General features: G+C 73.4%; 14 protein-coding genes. 8 read left to right on the forward strand and 6 right to left on the reverse strand.

Annotated features, from left to right (window positions below; genetic code table 11):
- Positions 1–186 precede the first annotated feature (186 nt).
- The gene (locus tag HNR01_RS25350; RefSeq protein WP_183670564.1) at positions 187–384 is read left to right on the forward strand and encodes a hypothetical protein; all 198 of its coding nucleotides are present in this window, start codon (positions 187–189) and stop codon (positions 382–384) included.
- A 100-nt stretch (positions 385–484) separates the two neighbouring features.
- On the opposite strand, the gene HNR01_RS25355 is transcribed toward HNR01_RS25350, so the two are convergent.
- Positions 485–703 (reverse strand): hypothetical protein, encoded by a 219-nt coding sequence (locus HNR01_RS25355; RefSeq protein WP_183670566.1) that lies wholly within the window; start codon positions 701–703, stop codon positions 485–487.
- Positions 704–921: 218 nt separating this feature from the next.
- Here HNR01_RS25355 and HNR01_RS25360 point away from each other — a divergent pair, with 218 nt between their 5' ends.
- The 3 genes from HNR01_RS25360 to HNR01_RS25370 all read left to right on the forward strand — a co-directional run bounded on the left by HNR01_RS25360 (position 922) and on the right by HNR01_RS25370 (position 2,521).
- The gene (locus HNR01_RS25360) at positions 922–1,155 is read left to right on the forward strand and encodes a hypothetical protein (RefSeq protein ID WP_183670568.1); all 234 of its coding nucleotides are present in this window, start codon (positions 922–924) and stop codon (positions 1,153–1,155) included.
- Between the two features lie 59 nt (positions 1,156–1,214).
- On the forward strand, positions 1,215–2,261 hold the full coding sequence (locus tag HNR01_RS25365) for a cysteine synthase A (protein ID WP_017484751.1): 1,047 nt from the start codon (positions 1,215–1,217) through the stop codon (positions 2,259–2,261).
- Between the two features lie 107 nt (positions 2,262–2,368).
- Positions 2,369–2,521, forward strand: coding sequence for a DUF3309 family protein (locus tag HNR01_RS25370; protein WP_012453303.1), 153 nt, complete (start codon positions 2,369–2,371; stop codon positions 2,519–2,521).
- 15 nt (positions 2,522–2,536) lie between these two features.
- Here HNR01_RS25370 and HNR01_RS25375 read toward each other — a convergent pair whose 3' ends face one another.
- The gene (locus HNR01_RS25375) at positions 2,537–3,979 is read right to left on the reverse strand and encodes a S1 family serine peptidase (protein ID WP_183670570.1); all 1,443 of its coding nucleotides are present in this window, start codon (positions 3,977–3,979) and stop codon (positions 2,537–2,539) included.
- A gap of 292 nt (positions 3,980–4,271) precedes the next feature.
- On the opposite strand from HNR01_RS25375, the gene HNR01_RS25380 reads away from it, so the two are divergent.
- The 3 genes from HNR01_RS25380 (at position 4,272) to sugE (ending at position 12,174) form a co-directional block, all read left to right on the forward strand.
- A complete protein-coding gene (locus HNR01_RS25380; RefSeq protein ID WP_183670572.1) occupies positions 4,272–9,578 on the forward strand; it encodes an alpha-2-macroglobulin family protein in 5,307 nt (1,768 codons plus the stop codon).
- 1 nt (position 9,579) lies between these two features.
- On the forward strand, positions 9,580–11,718 hold the full coding sequence (gene pbpC, locus HNR01_RS25385) for a penicillin-binding protein 1C (RefSeq protein ID WP_183670574.1): 2,139 nt from the start codon (positions 9,580–9,582) through the stop codon (positions 11,716–11,718).
- A 135-nt stretch (positions 11,719–11,853) separates the two neighbouring features.
- Positions 11,854–12,174 (forward strand): quaternary ammonium compound efflux SMR transporter SugE, encoded by a 321-nt coding sequence (sugE, locus tag HNR01_RS25390; protein WP_017484755.1) that lies wholly within the window; start codon positions 11,854–11,856, stop codon positions 12,172–12,174.
- 9 nt (positions 12,175–12,183) lie between these two features.
- Here the strand turns inward: sugE and HNR01_RS25395 are convergent, their stop codons facing one another.
- From HNR01_RS25395 to HNR01_RS25405, 3 genes are read right to left on the reverse strand one after another with little or no spacing between them, the layout of a single operon-like run.
- On the reverse strand, positions 12,184–12,975 hold the full coding sequence (locus HNR01_RS25395; RefSeq protein WP_017484756.1) for a helix-turn-helix domain-containing protein: 792 nt from the start codon (positions 12,973–12,975) through the stop codon (positions 12,184–12,186).
- Positions 12,976–13,025: 50 nt separating this feature from the next.
- Entirely contained in the window at positions 13,026–13,634 is a 609-nt protein-coding gene (locus HNR01_RS25400; RefSeq protein ID WP_017484757.1) for a class GN sortase, read from the reverse strand.
- Positions 13,631–15,835, reverse strand: coding sequence for a marine proteobacterial sortase target protein (locus HNR01_RS25405; protein ID WP_246417656.1), 2,205 nt, complete (start codon positions 15,833–15,835; stop codon positions 13,631–13,633). The genes HNR01_RS25400 and HNR01_RS25405 overlap by 4 nt, the downstream gene beginning before the upstream one ends.
- Before the next feature lie 239 nt (positions 15,836–16,074).
- Between HNR01_RS25405 and HNR01_RS25410 the strand changes: the two genes are divergently transcribed.
- A complete protein-coding gene (locus HNR01_RS25410) occupies positions 16,075–16,683 on the forward strand; it encodes a histidine phosphatase family protein (RefSeq protein ID WP_183670578.1) in 609 nt (202 codons plus the stop codon).
- Here HNR01_RS25410 and HNR01_RS25415 read toward each other — a convergent pair.
- Positions 16,674–17,396 (reverse strand): hypothetical protein, encoded by a 723-nt coding sequence (locus HNR01_RS25415; protein ID WP_183670580.1) that lies wholly within the window; start codon positions 17,394–17,396, stop codon positions 16,674–16,676. The two genes, HNR01_RS25410 and HNR01_RS25415, sit on opposite strands and share 10 nt — an antisense overlap.
- Positions 17,397–17,418: the final 22 nt, after the last annotated feature.

The raw sequence follows: 17,418 nt of genomic DNA on the forward strand, positions 1-17,418 counted from the left end.
GCAGTAAAACTCGCCTTAACCCTCCAGCACCCAAGATCGTCGCCGCATGCCAGATCCGGCTGGTCCCCTGGGAACGGCGGATGTGGGCTTCGCTCGAGCGCCGCGCGGGCTGGCCGCCACGGCGTCCGCCCGGATCGGGCGGACACCCTGTGACAGCCGCTTCCGGCACCGGACGGGAGACGATCCGTGACGAAGCCAGTCGCCGAGACGAAACGCGCCAGGGGCGCGATCACCACGCCACCGCTGAGCCCGAGCGTGCGCCGCCACCTCGGCAAGAGCCTGCGCAGCCACTTCGCCGACAGCCTGACCGAGCCGGTGGGCGAGCGCCTCGAGACCCTCATCGACCGCCTGGACACGCCGCAGGATCACACGACGCGCCCGTGATCGCCCGAGGATGGGCGCATGGCCGGAAAACCCCGGCCGCGACGGGGCGCCCGGGGTCTCTGGATTCTGCGGTGGGGATTCGAACGGGGCCGCGGGACGCTCAGTCGAGAGCGACGGCGACCAGGGAGAACAGCCCGGCGAGCAGCAGGTTGCAGGCGATGAGGACGACGACCGTCATGGATTGGATTCGCGGCTGAGAGGAAATCGGGCAGGCGTCGAGGGCGGCGGGGGCCGCCGCGAGGAGAGCGTCTAGCGAGAGAAGCTTGACGGAGTGCTCATCCCACCCGATTGCGGCGCCGGCGCGGCCCGGTTCGCTCAAACCGATGCAGGAAGATCACAGGTCCCGTCCTGCGCCGCCGCGCTTGAACCGGCGCTGAACCGCCGCGCGATCCACAGGGCCGTCCGATGCGGCAGCGCGGCCACAGCGGCCGGCGCACCGAGGACCGATTCACTGTTTTCCCTCCGCCCCCGTAATATTGCCAAGATTTGGTTAACGGACTAGGCTCGCGACGTCCCGTTTCGAGACAGGATCCGGCCATGATCTCCCTGAACGAGACCCTTCTCACCGCCGCCGCCCTGTTCGGCCTCGGCGCGTCCGCCGTCTCGGTCGGGAGTTCGGCGGAGCCGGCAGCCTTCGAGGACTTCTCCCCGGACGACGCCTCGTCCCTCGCCGGCGAGAGAGCGCTGCCGCCGGAGGAGGATGCGGCGGATGATCCCTTCTTTACTGCCGTCGCCGACGCCCTGCGGGAGGCGGGCTACCTGGATTCCTGAAAATCGGTTGATTAAGCCTGCCTGACCCGCCGCCCGCCGCGGGCGTTCAGGAAGGCCGCATGTCCGCATCCCCCGCCGTCTCCCCCGACGTGCTCGCCGCCATCGGCGGCACGCCCCTGATCCGGCTGCGCCGCGCCTCCGAGGAGACCGGCTGCACCATTCTCGGCAAGGCGGAATTCCTGAACCCCGGCCTGTCGGTGAAGGATCGGGCCGCGCTCTCGATCGTGCGGGACGCCGAGGCCCGGGGCCTGATCCGGCCCGGCGGCACCATCGTCGAGGGCACGGCGGGCAACACCGGGATCGGGCTGGCCCTGGTGGCGTCCGTCCGCGGCTACCGCACCCTCATCGTCATTCCCGAGACGCAGTCGGCGGAGAAGAAGGAGACGCTGCGGCTGGCCGGCGCCCGGCTCGTCGAGGTGCCCGCCGTCCCCTTCGCCAACCCGAACAACTACGTGCACGCCGCCCGCCGCCTCGCCGAGCGGCTGGCCGAGACGGAAGCGGCCGGCGCCTTCTTCGCCGACCAGTTCGACAACACCGCCAACCGCCGCGCCCATATCGAGGCGACCGGTCCCGAGATTTTCGCGCAGACCGGCGGCGCGGTCGACGGCTTCGTCTGCGCGGCGGGGACCGGCGGCACGCTGGCGGGCGTGGCCGAGGCGCTGCGGGCGGCGAAGCCGGGGGTGAAGATCGCTCTCTCCGATCCCGAGGGCTCGGCGCTCCACGCCTATTACAGCACCGGCACCCTCAAGGCGGAGGGCTCCTCGATCACCGAAGGGATCGGCCAGGGACGCGTGACGCGAAACCTCGAAGGGTTCACCCCCGATTTCTCGTTCCGGGTTCCGGACGCGGAGGCGCTCGGCATCATCTTCGGCCTGATGCGCGAGGAGGGGCTCTCGCTCGGCGGGTCGTCGGGCATCAACGTCGCGGGCGCGATCCGGCTCGCCCGCGAACTCGGGCCCGGCCGCACCATCGTGACAATCCTCTGCGACGGCGCCGCGCGCTACGCCTCGAAGCTGTTCAATCCCGCCTTCCTGGGCGAGCGCGGCCTGCCGGTTCCGGACTGGCTCGGCCCGTCCGCCGACGCCCTGCCCGACTGGCGAGCGTGAGCCGCCGACCGCAGGATCCGCACTGAGCCGGCAACGAAATCGCCGGAGGAAGCGTTGCTGTCGGTGCTCAAGCGAGGGTGTTTGAGCGATCGGGAGACACGCCTTCGATGCTCACCACCATCCTGCTCATTCTGCTGATCCTGCTGCTCTTCGGCGGCGGCAACTTCTACGGCGGCGGGCGCTTCCGCGGGCCCGGTTTCGGGCTGGGCGGCATCCTGCTCATCATCCTGATCGTCCTGCTGGCGACGGGCCGGATCTGAGCCCCTCGCCGCCGCTCACCGGGTGCAGGTGATCGCCACGACCGCGCCGAGAACCGGCGCCGCCGCTCCGCCCAGCGTCGTCGCGGCGTCTTTCGCGGGCAGCGCGCCCGTCTTGCCCGGAACGCCACTCTCGCCGAGGAAGACCGCGACGGCCTTCCCCGGCACGATGCCGTAGCGCGTCGGCGGCATCACCCCGGCGACCAGGCGGGGCGCGGCGGGAAACCGGGCGACGAGTCCGACGAGACGGCCCGAGCGGTCGAGCACCGGCGCGCCGGCCGCGCCGGGCTGGAGCGGAGCGTAGACGCCCTCGACCACGGCGGCGGCGGGAGCGACGCTCGGGCGCCCGTTGGCCTGGGCCCCGAGCACGAGCAGGGCCTCGCCCTCGCTCACGGCCTCGGTGCGCAGCGGCGGCGGCGCACCCGCGAGCCCCTCGGCGGAGAGCAGCACGAGGCTGCCCGCCGCATCCCGGCGCTCGATCCGCGCCGCCGCACCGGCGACCCGGGGCGCGGCGCAGGCTTCGAGGACGGAGGCCACCGTCAGCGCCCGGCCGCCGCCGAGAAGCAGGCCGGTCCCGGCGGGGCGCGCCTCGGCCTGTGCGCCGGACGGCGGCGCGGCGGGCGCGACCGCCATCGCAGGGGCGGGAGCGCGCTGGGTCGGGCCGGCGGCCGCAGCCGGCGCCTCCTCGGGAAAGGGCGTGAAATTGTTGGCCACCGCGATGACGAGACGATCGACCGACTCCGCCAGCGCCCGGTCGTAGCCGAGGGTGAAGCCGCGGATGCCCGCCGGGCCCTCGGCGTAGCGGATGTAGGAGCGCCCGCCCGCCGTCTCGGCGGTGACGACGATGAAGTCCGGCTTCTTCAGCTTGTAGGTGACCTTGCGGCCGGGCATCGCGGCGGTGGCCCGCTCGAACAGGGCGTCGAGGCTGGTCTCGCCCTGCGGGAAGGACTTGGTGTCGAGGGTCACCCGCCCGTCGGGGCTCTGCCAGCGGGTGCCGCCGGGGATCGCGGTCCTCCGCGGCAGCAGCGCTTCCGGCACGCCGATCACCGCACCGCTCACCGGATCGGGCTGGACCTTGAAGCGCGCGGCCCGGCGCGCCTCCTCGGCCTCGCGCTTGAGCGCCGCGCGCTCTGCCGCCGTGAGCAGGCCCGTCGGCGCGGCGCCCGTGCGGGTCTGGTAGGTCTGGATGCCCTCGAAGCTGCGCTTGCCGAAGGCGCCGGTCGTCACGCCATTATAGTCGCCGGTCCAGACAAGCGCGTCCTGCAGCCCCCGCCGCTCCGCCTCGGGCAGGGCCTCGAAAGCCGTCCGCGCCGCCTCGAAGGCGGGATCGGGCGCGGGCGGGATCGGCGCGGCGGGCTTCGGCCGCACCGGCGGGGCCGGTGGCACCGGCGCCTGCGCGAGGGCTCCCGACGCGAGGCCGGCGGCGAGCAGGGCCGGAAAGCCGGTGCGAAAAGCGTTCATCCGTACCGTCATCGCCACCGTTCGATTCGATGTTCAGGGAGGATGGGCAGAGAATCTGCTGGGAAATCTTTCGGCGATGATGCCAGCGGGAAGGGGGCGCCTACAAGTCGCGAGCGACCACCCCTCGCCGGCGTGGCTCTGGTTTGCCGCCTGTCTCGCATCTCCTTGAAGGTCTTCCTGAACGTCGTCCCGGCCGCAGCGCCGCGCAAGCGTTGCGGCCGGCGCGGCAAGTGATAGCTTGCCGGCCGCTGACGCCCGTGGTTCGGGCGCACCGGTCGGAGGAAACGAGCGCATGTCCCAAGGCAGAAGTCTCGGGCGCCTCGGCGCGGCCCTGATCGGCGCGACGCTGCTCGGTGCCCCGGCCCCGGCTCAGACGCCGCGCCCCGTCGCACCGCCGAAATCGGCAACCGCCCCGGTCACGAAAACCTTCCTGCGCGAGGCACTGGCGAGCGCGGGTGTCCGCCTCGAGACCGCGCTCAGGAGCGAGGCGCCCCCCGGCGCGAAAACCGCCGCGCAGTGGCGCCGCGAGGCGGAGGTGGCCGCGCGGAGCGAGGGGGCCGAGCCGGATGCCGAGCTGAACGCCTACGCCGCCGCCGTCGCGGCCGACCCGAACGATGCTCGGAATTGGCTCGACTACGCCGGCGCGGCCATCGCGGCCGGCAACGACGAGGAGCGCGCCGATTATTCCGCCCGGTTCAAGCTGAAGGGCCGCGCGAGCGCCGCCGCCTACCAGGGCTACCTGCGCGCCCGCAATCCGGCGGACGAGGCACGGGCGCTGGCCCGGCTCGGCGAGATCCAGGCCGCCCAGTCCGAGTGGCGGCCGGCACTGGAAGCCTACCGGGCGAGCCTCGGGATCAAGGAGGACCCGCAGACCCGCGCGGCCTACGAGCGGCTGCGCACCGAGCACGGTTTCCGCATCCTCGACTACAAGGTCGATTCGGATGCCGCCGCGCCGCGGGTCTGCTTCACCTTCTCCGAAAGCCTTCTGCCGAAGACCGACTACACGCCCTACGTCGCGGTCTCGGGCGCGGCCAACGCCGCCGTCACGGCGGAGGGCTCCCAGGTCTGCGTCGACGGCCTGAAGCATTCCGAACGCTACGCCTTCGTCGTGCGCCAGGGCCTGCCCTCTTCGGTCGGCGAAAGCCTGCTGAAATCGGCCGATTACGAGGTCTACGTTCGCGACCGCTCGCCCCAGGTGCGTTTCACCGGGCGCAACTATGTCCTGCCGCGCACGGGACAGGCGGGCGTGCCGCTGGTCTCGGTCAATGCGGCCAAGCTCGACGTCGAGGTGCTGCGCATCGGCGACCGCGGCCTGCTGCCCGCGCTGCGCTCGGAGGAATTCCTGAGCCAGCTCAGCGGCTCGACGGCCAGGACCATCGCCGACCAGAAGGGCCAGCGCGTCTGGAAGGGCACCCTCGATACCGCCAAGGCCGAGACCAACCGCGAGGCGGTGACCGCCTTCCCCGTGCTCCAGGCGGTCGGCAAGCTGGAGCCCGGCCTCTACCTGATGCTGGCCAAGCCCACCGGCACCACGGATTCGTCGGAGGACGAGTACGGTGGCTACGAGGCGCAGGCGACGCAGTGGTTCGTCGTCTCGGATCTCGGGCTCACCGCCTTCAAGGGCCGCGACGGCGTCCACGTCTTCGCCCGCTCGCTCGCCAGCGCCAAGACCGTCTCCGGCGCCGAGATCCGGCTGGTCGCCCGCAACAACGACGTGCTGGCCAGTACCAAGACCGACGGCCAGGGCCACGCCGCCTTCGCGAGCGGCCTCGCCCGCGGCGAGGGCGGGCTGGCGCCGGGCCTCGTGGTGGCGCAACTCGGCGACGATTACGGCTTCCTCGATCTGGCGCTCGGCGCCTTCGATCTCTCCGACCGCGGAGTGAAGGGCCGCCCGGCACCGGGCGGGGCCGAGGCCTATGTCTTCCCCGAGCGCGGCGTTTACCGCTCCGGCGAGACGGTGCAGCTCACCGCGCTCCTGCGCGACCCGCAGGGAGCGGCGGTCGCCGGCCTGCCGCTGACCCTGGTGGTGAAGCGGCCCGACGGCGTCGAGTACCGCCGTGCTGCCGTTGCCGACGAGGGACTCGGCGGGCGCTCGCTCGCCCTGCCGCTGATGGCGGGCGCGATGCACGGCACGTGGCGCGTCTCCGCCTATACCGATCCGAAGGCGCCGCCGGTCGGCGAGGCGAGCTGGCTCGTGGAGGATTACGTCCCCGAGCGGCTGGAGGTGAGCCTCACCCCGAAGACGCCGACGCTCACCCGCGGCGAACCGGCGGTCATCGATGTCGCCGCGCGCTACCTCTACGGCGCGCCGGGCTCGGGGCTCGACGTCTCGGGCTCGGTCGCGGTGCAGGCGGCGGCCAATCCCGGCATCAAGGGGCTGGAGGGCTTCTCCATCGGCCTCGACGACGAGGCAGTGGAGGCGACGACCGCCGAGATCGACGGGAAGGCCACCACCGACGCGCAGGGAAAAGCCAGCATCACCGTGCCGGTGCAGGAGGTCGCCGCCCCCCGCGCGCTCGAAGCAAAAATCACCCTCGCCGTCGGCGAGCCGGGCGGCCGGGCGCTGAGCCGCAGCGTGACGCTGCCCATCCTGCCGACCCAGCCCGTGCTGGCGATCCGCAAAAACTTCGGCGGCGATCTCGCTGAGAACGCGACGGCTACCTTCGACGTGGTGATGGCCGCGCCCGACGGGCGGCGCCTGCCGCAGGACGGCGTGGCCTGGACGCTCTCGAAGGTCGAGCGGACCTACCAATGGTACCGCGCCGACGGGCGCTGGAGCTTCGAGCCGGTCAAGTCGAGCCGCCGCGTCGCCGACGGGCGCGTGGCGACCACCGCCGACGCGCCCGCGCGCATCGCCGTGCCCGTCGGCTTCGGCCAGTACCGCCTGGAGGCCAGCGTGCCGGGTCAGCCGCAGGCGGCGGCGAGCGTCTCCTTCACCGTCGGTTGGGGCGGCTCCGAGACCGCTGACGTGCCCGACCTCCTCGACCTCACCCTCGACAAGCCGGCTTACGCCGCGGGCGAGCGGCTGCGGGCCCGGCTCGCCCCGAAATTCACCGGCACCGCGACGCTCGCCATCGTCAGCGACCGCGTCCACGAGATTCGCGATGTGGCGGTGGCGGAGGGCGGCACCAGCGTCGACATCCCGGTGAAGGCGGAATGGGGCGCGGGCGCCTACCTCGTCGCCACGGCCTATCGGCCGCTCGACCAATCGGCCAAGCGGATGCCGGGCCGGGCGCTCGGGGTGGCGTGGTTCTCGGTCGACAAGGAGAAGCGCGGCCTCTCCGTCTCGATCGAGGCGCCGGAGAAGGTACGCCCCCGCGGCACGCTCACCGTGCCCGTAAAACTCGCCGGCCTCAGCCCCGGCGAGGAGGCGCGGGTGACGCTGGCGGCGGTCGATGTCGGTATCCTCAACCTGACCCGCTACGAGGCGCCGAATCCGTTCCAGTACTTCTTCGGCCAGAAGGCCCTCGGCCCGGAGATCCGCGACCTCTACGGCTACCTGATCGACGGCATGCAGGGCACGCTCGGCGCGATCCGCTCCGGCGGCGACGGCGGCGCGGCCGAACTCGCCGACGCCCCGCCGACCCAGGCGCCGCTCGCGCTCTATTCGGGCGTGGTCACGGTCGGCGCCGACGGCACGGCGAGGATCCCGCTGGAGCTGCCCGCCTTCAACGGCACCGCCCGGCTGATGGCGACCGCCTGGACCAAGGCCAGGGTGGGCCAAGCCCAGGCCGACGTGATCGTGCGCGATCCCGTGGTGCTCACCGGCACCCTGCCGCGCTTCCTCAATGTCGGCGACCGCTCGCGCTTCTTCGTCGCCCTCGACAACGTGGAGGGTGGAGCGGGCGACTACACCGTCGATCTCGACCTCACCGGCCCCGTCGTGGTGGCGGGCGAGGCGGTGCGCTCGACGATGCGGCTGGAGGCCGGCGCCAAGGGGCAGCTGGTGATCCCGATCACCGCCGCCGGCCCCGGCACGGCCCGGCTCGACGTGAGCCTGACCGGCCCCGGCATCCAGGGCAGCGCCGGCCAGTCCTTCGCGCTCGGGATCAATCCCGGCACCGGCGCGCTGGTGCGCCGGAACGTGCGCCCGCTCGAGCCCGGCGCCGGCCTCGACCTGACGCCCGACCTGCTCGCCGACATCCTGCCCGGCACCGGCGCGGTCTCCGTCTCGGCCAATCGCCTGGGCGGCATCGACGTCGCCGCCCTGCTGCAATCGCTCGACCGCTACCCCTATGGCTGCTCCGAGCAGATCGTCAGCCGGGCGATGCCGCTCCTCTACGTCAACGCGCTCGCGGCGGGCGAGAAGCTCGGCCTCGACGGCGGGCTCGACGAGCGGGTGCGCGGGGCGATCGAGCGGGTGCTGGCGCGCCAGGATTCGAGCGGCGCCTTCGGCGCGTGGTCGACGGAGAATGCCGGCGACACGTGGCTGACCGCCTACGTCACCGACTTCCTCACCCGCGCCCGCGAGCGCGGCTTCGCCGTGCCGCAGACCGCCTTCAACAGCGCCCTCGACCGCCTGCGCAACACGGTGGCCAACACGACGAACGTCGAGAACGGCGGCACGGACCTCGCCTACGCGGCCTACGTGCTCGCCCGGAACGGCCGCCCCGTGATGGGCGACCTGCGCTACCTCGCCGACACCAAGCTCGCCGACTTCGCCACCCCCTTGGGCCGCGGGCAGCTCGCCGCGGCCCTCGCTTTGCTGGGGGATCGCGGCCGGGCGCAAAAAGGCTTCGAGGCGGCTCTGCAGGCGCTCCAGGCCGAGCGTGACAAGGGCGCCTACCGCGCCGATTACGGCTCGCGCCTGCGCGACGGCGCCGCCCTGCTGGCGCTCTCGGCCGAAGCCGGGTTCTCGCAAGCGACGCTCCAGCCGGTCGCCGCCGTGCTCGGCCAGGAGCGGGCGGACGGCCGCTCCACCAGCACCCAGGAGAATGCCTGGATGGTGCTGGCAGCCCAAAGCCTCGCCAAGGAATCCGACAGCCTCGCGCTGACCGTCGACGGTAAGACCGAGACCGGTCCGCTGTCGCGGCTCTACCGGGCACCCGCCCTGGAGGCGCGGCCGGTGCGGATCGTCAATGCCGGCCGCGAGGCGGTGCCGGTCGCGGTCGGCGTCCAGGGCAACCCGATCGCCCCGGAGCCTGCGGCCTCCCAGGGTTTTTCGGTGGAGCGCGCGGTCTACCGGCTCGACGGCAGCCCGGTCGATCTCGCCAAGCCGCTCCGCCAGAACGACCGCTTCGTCGTGGTGCTGAAGGTGACCGAGGCCAAGGCCAGCGCCGGGCGCCTGCTGCTGGTCGACCGCCTGCCGGCGGGGCTGGAGATCGACAACCCGAAGCTGCTCGACGCCGACGCGCTCTCGGGCCTCAGCTTCGCCAAGAGCGAGGTGGCCCCGGTCCATACCGAGTTCCGCGACGACCGGTTCGTGGCCGCCTACGACCGCACGCCGGAGCAATCGGCCTTCTTCTCGGCGGCCTACACCGTGCGCGTGGTCTCACCGGGCCACTACGTGCATCCGGGCGCGAGCGTGGAGGACATGTACCGCCCCGAGCGGTTCGGACGCACCGCGTTCGGATCGGTCGAGGTGATCTCGGCGAAGTGAGATGAGACGCGGCGCCGCTTTCCCTCCCCCCTCTGCGGGGGAGGGTGTCTGCGGAGCAGGCGGGAGAGAACGCGTCGTCATCCTTTGCGCTCTCTCGGCTTTCCTCGCGGTTTCCGTTCCTACCCTCGCCCTCTGGCGCTACGCCGCCACGCTCCCGCCCCTCGACCTGACGCAGGCCCATCTCCGCTCTACCGTCATCCTCGACCGGAAGGGCCAGTTGCTGCGCCCCTTCGCCACCGCCGACGGGCGCTGGCGGCTGCCGGTCGCGGCGGGGGAGGTCGATCCGCGATACCTCGCCATGCTCAAGGCCTACGAGGATCGCCGCTTCGACACCCATCCCGGCATCGACCCCGCCGCCACGCTGCGGGCCGCGTGGCAGTGGCTCATCTCCCGCAGAATCGTGTCGGGCGGCTCGACCCTGTCGATGCAGGTGGCCCGCCTCGTCGAGCCGCGCAGCGAGCGCTCGCTTCTCGCGAAGCTCCGGCAGATGGTCCGCGCGCTCGAGCTGGAGCGTACGCTCGGCAAGGCGGGCGTGCTCGACCTCTACCTCGCGCTCGCCCCCTATGGCGGCCCGGTCGAGGGGGTGCGGGCGGCAAGCCTCGCCTATTTCGGCCGTGAGCCGGCCCGCCTGTCCTTCGCCGAGAGCGCCCTCCTCGTCGCCCTGCCGCAGGCGCCGGAGGCACGCCGGCCCGACCGCTTTGCCGCCAACGCCCGGCGCGCCCGCGACCGGGTGCTCGACATCGCCACGGAACGCGGCGTGCTCACCGCCGACGAGGCCCGCGCCGCCAAGGCCGAGCCGGTGCCGGCCTTGCGAAAACAATTCCCGATGCTCGCGGCCCACGCCGCCGAGCAGGCCCACGCCGCCGACCCGGAGGCGCGGGTGCAGCACCTGACGCTCGATGCCCGCCTTCAGGCGAGCCTCGAGGCGCTGGCCGCCGAGCGCGCGGCGGCCGCCGGCCCGGCGCTCTCCGCCGCGATCCTCGCCCTCGACAACCGCACCGGCGCGGTGCTCGCCCATGTCGGCAGCGCCGGCTATCTCGACGCCGCCCGCGCCGGTGCGGTCGATGCGACCGGGGCCGTGCGCTCGCCGGGCTCGGCGCTCAAGCCCTTCATCTACGCCCTCGCCTTCGAGAACGGGCTCGCCCACCCCGAAACGCTGCTCGACGACCGCCCGGCGCGCTTCGCCGCGAGCTACGCCCCGGAAAACTTCGACATGGGCTATCGCGGCACGGTGACCGCGCGGGTGGCGTTGCAGCAGTCGCTGAACCTGCCCGCCGTCGATCTCCTCGACGCGGTCGGCGCCGCCCGCTTCGTCGCGCGGCTGCGGGGTGCGGGCGCGACGATCCTGCTGCCACGCGACACCGCGCCGGGCCTGCCGGTGGCGCTGGGCGGCCTCGGCATCACGCTGAGCGACCTCGCCCGGCTCTACGCGGGGCTCGCCCGAGGGGGCAGCGTGCCGGCGCTCGCCCGGCGACTCGACGGGCCGCCCGCCGCGCCCGAACCGGAGCGGCGGATCGCCGATCCGGTGGCCGCCTGGTACATCGCCGACATCCTGCGCGGGGCCCCGCCTCCGGAGAACGCCCTGCCCGGCCGGATCAGCTTCAAGACCGGCACCTCCTACGGCTACCGCGACGCCTGGGCGGTGGGGTTCGATGCCCGCGTGACGATCGCCGTCTGGATCGGCCGCCCCGACGGCGCCTCGGTGCCGGGCCTCGTCGGGCGCAGCCACGCGGCCCCGATCCTGTTCGACGCCTTCGCCCGGTTCGGCGGCGAGCCGGAGGCCCTGCCCCGCCCCCGCGACGCCCTCGTTGTCGCCACCGCCGCCCTGCCTCCGCCCCTGCGCCACATCCGCCGCGACGCCCCCAAGACCTTCGCGGCGACGCTCGGCGTGCCGCTCAAGATCGCCTATCCGCCGGACGGCGCCCGGGTCGATCTCGGACTCAGTGAGGGGGCGCAGGCCCGCCTCGCCCTCAAGGCGCTCGGCGGCCAGCCGCCGCTGACCTGGATGGTCGACGGCCTGCCCGTGGCCGAGGCGATGCGTCGGCAGGCGGAATGGAGCCCGGAGGGCGCGGGCTTCGCGCGCATCTCGGTGATGGACGCGGCGGGCGCCAGCGACAGCGTGGTGGTGCGGCTGGAGTAGCCCGCGCCGGCCGCCGTGCGATGGCACACGTGACTCCCGCGCGCCCGGCTTTAGCTGATCCGGCGAGAGGCAACGTCCTCCCCCATCAGGGTCCAAGTCCGGGACGGCCCGGCTCATGAATCGCATGAGGCTGCCGTGGCCTGGATCGTTCTCGTCGTCGCCGGTCTGCTGGAGGTCGTCTGGGCCTTCGCGATGAAGCAGTCGGAGGGGTTCTCCCGCCTCTGGCCTAGCGTCGTCACCCTCGTCGCCATGGGCCTAAGCTTCGCCTGCCTCGCTTGGTCGATGCGCAGCCTGCCGCTCGGCACCGCCTACACGATCTGGACCGGCATCGGCGCGGTGGGCGCCTTCATCGTCGGCATCGCCTTCCTGGGCGAGGCGATGAGCGCCACCCGCATCCTGGCGGCGGGCCTGATCGTCAGCGGCCTCGTGCTGATGAAGCTGTCGAGCACCGCGTGAGAGCGGGGCTCAGCCCTCGCATCCCGGAAACACCGCGAACACATCCTCGCGCACTCGGGCGAGGATCTGCCGGTAGGCCGGTTCGCAGGACATCCCGGCGGTGATGCGTCCGTACTGCGCGCCCTCGGCCAGCGCCCCGCGCTCCGGCACCAGGGCGAGCGGGGTCGCGGCAGGGGTGAGCTGCGTGCCGCGGCCGGAGAACAGGGTGGTGAGGATGCCGAACATCTCGCCCTGGATCGTCGGCCGCCCGAGCACGGCGAGGCGGTACTGCCCCTGGAAGTTGGTGACGAGGTAGATCTGGCCCGACTGGTTCGGCACCGAGACGGTGCCGGACTGGGCGAACGGCGCGTCGAGCCGCTCGGCCTCGCGGAAGACGAGGCGGGCGCTCTCGGCATCCCAGGCGATCTCGGTGCGATAGGCGAAGATCGCCCCGGCCTGCCCGAAGGAGGGGCGCAGGGTCAGGTAGCGCCCTTCGAGGAAGGCCACCGCCTCGCGGGTGTAGGAGCCGAACTCCTCCGGCGCGTGGCGCGCCTTCTCCGCGCTCGCCACCGGCGGCGCGGCGGCCTGAACCCGCAGGGGCAGATCCAGCGCCTCCTCCAGGCGCAGAGTGGTCGCGAGGGTGAAGGGGCGGCGGCCGGACAGCGCCTTCTCGAGTGTCGAGATGCTGATGCGGGCCGCATCCGCCAGCGCCTGCCGCGACATCCGGCGGCGGGCCAGCGCCTCGCGCACCGCCCCGGCGATGAGACGGCTCTGCGCGTCGGGCAGCTCGGTCTCGGGAAGATCGGCCTCGATCGGCGGCATGATGTGGGTTCCGGACGGATCCGCACAGAACCGCACCGGGGCGGGAACCGTCAAGGTTCGGCCACCGCCCTCACCAGCAATCGCTCCGGCCCCGGCGTCACCGCATCGAGCGGCCAGCAGGTGGCGAGAACGAGATGGCGGCCCGGCGCGTCGGGGTCGAGGCCGGAGGCGTCCCAGCGCACGACCCGGTGCCCGGTAACGCGGAAGCGGACGCTTCGGCCGTCCCGGCGCACGACCTCGATCGGATCGCCGGCGGCGAGCCGGCCGAGGCTGCGGAACTGGGTGTCGCGGTGGGCGGCGTAGACCGCGGTGCCGGGCTCGCCCGCCTCCGGGGTGCCCTCGACATGGCCGGGACCGAAGGCGAGCGCCTGTCCGCTCGATCCGGCGAGCGCGACGTAGCTCTCCCCGAGACTCGGGAAAACGATGCGGGCGACGGGCACCGTGTCGGCCCAGGGCCAGGGGGGCTGCGCCGTCCCCTCGGCCAGGGTGCGGGCGAAGGCGCGCTCCAGAAGCCTCTGCGCCAGGGCGGCCTTGGCCGGAATCCAGGCGGCCTGCGCGAGCAGGAGGCCGGCCGCCGCGAGCAGGAGGGCCGGCAGGGTTGTGACGCCCCGCCGGCCGGGACACCGGGCGACGGCGTCCCGCTCTGCGACCCCGCTCACGCCGCGGCCCGGCGGTGACGGAGGGACAGGCCCAGGCCGAGCGCCAGCAGCAGGCCGCCGAGCCAGGCGCGGATCTCGAAATCCGTGGCGGTCTGCGGCAGCACGACCGGCGGCGCGGCGGCGAATTGGGCGGTGGGGACGGCGGCACGGCGCTGGCGCGGCGGCGCGGGAAGCGGCTGCGCCTCGCCCTCGCCGAACACGCTGGCGAAATCCCAGCCGGCCGGCAGGTTGAGCGGCAGCTCGGTGCTGACGAGGCGCGCGCCGTGCGGTCGGCGCGGGGTGGCGTCCACCGCCACCAGCGAGGTCAGGCGGGTGGTGAGCCCGTGGTCGAGGGCGAGCCGCAGGATCGCGGCGTCGGCGGCCTCCGCCGAGAGCCGGCCGGTCAGCCGCGCCGTCTCGGCCTCGGCGATCTTCGCCCGCGCCCAGAGCTTGCCGATGCCGGCGCCGGCCTCAGCCGTATCGAGCTGCAACATCGTCTGCCAGGGCTGTCCGCCGATCCGGCCGGCGAGGGTGAGCGTCCCGCGGGCCTGCTCCATCCGGGCCGGAAGGGCGAGCGGCTCGCCGCGGTAGAGGTCGGGCAGGCGGGCGGGCGCGGCGTCGACGCCGGGCTCGGAGAAGATCGCGGTCAGGTCGGTGACGGCCGGGCTCTCCAGCTTCAGCAGCAGCGCACGCATCCGCTCGGTCACCTGATCCGGCGTGCCGATCTCGGTGAAGCTGCCGCGGCCGAGTTCGGCCGCGTGGCGCATCAGGTACCCGTTCGGGGCCGAGCCGATGCCGACCATGAACAGCCGCGAACGCCCGCGCTCCGCCGCGATCGCGGAGAAGATCTGCGCCTCGTTGCCGATGGCGCCGTCGGTGAGGAACACGACCTGCCGCAGGCGGCCGGTCTCTTCGGGCGTCGTGTCCCGCAGCGCGGCGCGCAGCGGCGCCAGCATCTCGGTGCCGCCGCTCGCCTCCAGGTCGGCGACGAAGCGCTTCGCCCGGTCGAGATGAGCCTCGTCGCCGGGGACGAGGTCGGGGAACAGCGTGTCGAAGCTGTGATCGAAGCGGATCACGTTGAAGCGGTCGCCCGCGCCCAGCCGGTCGAGGCCGATCAAGAGGCTCGCCTTGGCCTGACGCATCGAGGCGCCGCCCATGGAGCCGGAATTGTCGATCACGAACACCACGTCGCGGGGCACGGATGCAGCCGGGCGCGCCGATGCCGGCGGGGTCACCACGGCGAGCACCGCCTCGCCGCCCGCGACCCGCTCGCGGAACAGCCCGACCGAGGGCGCCGCGCCCGCGGCGGCGGTCCAGGTCAGCTCGAAATCGCGGTCGGCGGCGGTGGCGCCGTCGGCGAGCGTGATGCGGCGCTCGGCCCCGGACCGCTCCTCGACGCGGATCGCGTGGGTGGCGCTGCGCACATGGCCCAGCGGAAAGCCGGCCTTGAGATCGATGCTGAGCGTCATCGGGTTGACCGGCGCGTGGCGGGCCGGATCGAGCACCGGAGCCGCGATTCTTTCGCGGTCGGGGACGGGATCGGCGGCGGAGGCTCCGTCCGCGACGGCGGTGACGGCCGGCGGGGCCGGGCTGTAGCGCGGGGCGGCCACGGTCGGCAGGCGCAGCGCGTAGGTGCCGCCCGATTGCCGCACCGGCTGGTGGTACTCGATCTGCACCAGAACCGTCTCGCCGGGGCCGATATTGGCGACCGCGTTGGTGAACAGGTTGGGCCGTTGCTGCTCGGTGAGCGCGGCGGTCTTGCCCTCGGCCTTCGCCGCCTCGTAGGCGCGCCGCGCCGCCTCGCGCTCGCGGATTTCGGCGACGATGACCCGGTCGCCGACCACCAGCTTCATCGTGTCGACCGCCGCATCCTCGGGCAGCGGGAACAGGTAGGTGCCCTCGACCCATTCCGCCGTGGTGTTGCGGAAGGCCTGGGTGATCGTCGCCCGCGCGGTAGGGCCGCTCACGGTGATGGCGGCATCTGCCTTCAGGCGGGGCGCCTCGACGGGCGCGCCACTCTCGGAGCGCAGCAACAGGGTGCCGCTGCCATCTTGCTCCCGTGCCTCCTGCGTCCGTGCCTGCTGCGCCTTTGCCGGCGCGATGCCGGCGGCGAGGGCGAGCAGGAGGGCGATCAGCGGGCCGAGAAGCAGGTTGCGCGTCAGGCCCGGAGCCGGGGGTGCGAGCGGCGTCGAATGATGCGGGGACAGGGGGAGCGGGAGCATGGGAGCCTCCATCGACGGATGCCGGCGCGGTCGGCCGGTTCCTGCCAAGGCTCCTCCGGCGCGGGCCGGGCCGCCACGGGACGCTTCGCCAACCTTCGGCCCCGCGCCGCACCGGAGCGGCGGCCGATGTCCGGAAAGCGGCGCAGTTCGCCGCTCGACGTGACGCTTCGTCCGGATCGGTGCGGGGCGCGGCGTCGCGGCCCGCTGTGCGGCGCGCGCGAACCGCCTACATCGAGCCCATGTCCCGCTTGTCTGCCCCGTCCACCCGCATCGTCTGCATCCGCCACGGCGAATCGACCTTCAACGCGCATCACGAGGCGACGGGGCGCGATCCCGGCCATATCGATGCCCGCCTGTCCGAGCGCGGCCATGCCCAGGTCGCGGCCGCACGCGAGGCGCTGCGCGACATTGCCTTCGAACTCGTCGTCACCTCGCCGCTGACCCGGGCCCTGCAGACCACCGCCGGGATCTTCGCCGATCACCCGGCCCGGCCCGACGTGCTGGTCGAGGTGCTCCACCGGGAATGCCAGGAGAGCAGCTGCGACATCGGCCGGGCGGCCTCGGTGCTGGCGCGGGAGTTTCCGGCTTTCCGGGTCGATCACCTGCCCGAGACGTGGTGGTACGCGCAGGGCGAGGCCGGGCCGGAGGGCTGGCACGTCGAGCCGCGTCCCTTGTTCGACCAGCGGGTCTCGGGATTTCGCGACTGGTTGCGGGCGCGGCCTGAGCGGACCATCGCCGTCGTCGGGCACTGCACCTTCTTCTACCACCTGACCGGGCGCTGGCTCGCCAACTGCGAGGCGCTCGACGTCGATCTCGGGCAGGAGCCGCGTCCGCGCGCCTACGGCTGAGCCCGGGCCGCCTCCAGGCGGTCGCGGGCGGAGACGAGGTCGATCGCGGGCGCCTGCCGGCCGATACCGAGCGCCTCGTCCAGGATCGTGAGGGCGATGCGCCACGTGCCCTCGGCAAAGGGGGCGGCGCCCTCCGCAACTTCCGCCGCGCTGCGGGGATCGGCGAAGGCGCGGATCGCGGCGGTGGCGGTGCGCGCGACTGCCGAGGCGCGGGCCCCCGCGATCCAGGCATGGCGGCAGGCGGCGGCCTGCGAGAGCGCGCCGCCCTGAGCTTCGGCGGTGCGCAGGGTCTCGACGGCGCCGTGCGGATCGGAGGCGGTCTCGCAGCGGGCGGCGAGGGACGGCAGGCCGGCCGCGTCGAGGAGCGGGGGCAGGATGCGGCGCACGCTCTCGAGCGCCAGGAAACCGGTACGGGCGGCCTCGACCGCGGGCGCATCCGCCGAACCGGAGAGTCGCAGCACGAAGGCCATCAGCCCCTGCCGCTCGGTCCCCGGCATGGCGTCGTTGAGGCCGAGCGCGTAGGCCGCGAGCGGGCGCGAGAAGCAGGGCGGACAATCGTCGGTCGCGGTGATCGCCCGGTAGGGCAGCCCTGCCGCGACGATCGCCGCCTCGTTGATGCAGGTACCCCCGTCCGGTCCGGGGAAGGCGTGCGATCCCTTCAGGAGCCGCCAGTTGAGAATGGGCGCGAAGGCGTCGAGGGCGTGTTCGCTCAAGCAGGGCTCCCTTCGATCCGGG

It is taken from the genome of Methylorubrum rhodesianum, from assembly GCF_014199985.1.
GTDB lineage: Bacteria > Pseudomonadota > Alphaproteobacteria > Rhizobiales > Beijerinckiaceae > Methylobacterium > Methylobacterium rhodesianum.

What these genes read in the sequence shown, in the direction of transcription:
- HNR01_RS25360 (WP_183670568.1), top strand. Translation starts at nt 922, where the DNA reads ATGATCTCCCTGAACGAGACCCTTCTCACCGCCGCCGCCCTGTTCGGC.
- HNR01_RS25365 (WP_017484751.1), top strand. Translation starts at nt 1,215, where the DNA reads ATGTCCGCATCCCCCGCCGTCTCCCCCGACGTGCTCGCCGCCATCGGC.
- HNR01_RS25370 (WP_012453303.1), top strand. Translation starts at nt 2,369, where the DNA reads ATGCTCACCACCATCCTGCTCATTCTGCTGATCCTGCTGCTCTTCGGC.
- HNR01_RS25375 (WP_183670570.1), bottom strand. Translation starts at nt 3,979, where the DNA reads ATGAACGCTTTTCGCACCGGCTTTCCGGCCCTGCTCGCCGCCGGCCTC.
- HNR01_RS25380 (WP_183670572.1), top strand. Translation starts at nt 4,272, where the DNA reads ATGTCCCAAGGCAGAAGTCTCGGGCGCCTCGGCGCGGCCCTGATCGGC.
- pbpC (WP_183670574.1), top strand. Translation starts at nt 9,580, where the DNA reads ATGAGACGCGGCGCCGCTTTCCCTCCCCCCTCTGCGGGGGAGGGTGTC.
- HNR01_RS25395 (WP_017484756.1), bottom strand. Translation starts at nt 12,975, where the DNA reads ATGCCGCCGATCGAGGCCGATCTTCCCGAGACCGAGCTGCCCGACGCG.
- HNR01_RS25405 (WP_246417656.1), bottom strand. Translation starts at nt 15,835, where the DNA reads ATGCTCCCGCTCCCCCTGTCCCCGCATCATTCGACGCCGCTCGCACCC.
- HNR01_RS25410 (WP_183670578.1), top strand. Translation starts at nt 16,075, where the DNA reads ATGTCCCGCTTGTCTGCCCCGTCCACCCGCATCGTCTGCATCCGCCAC.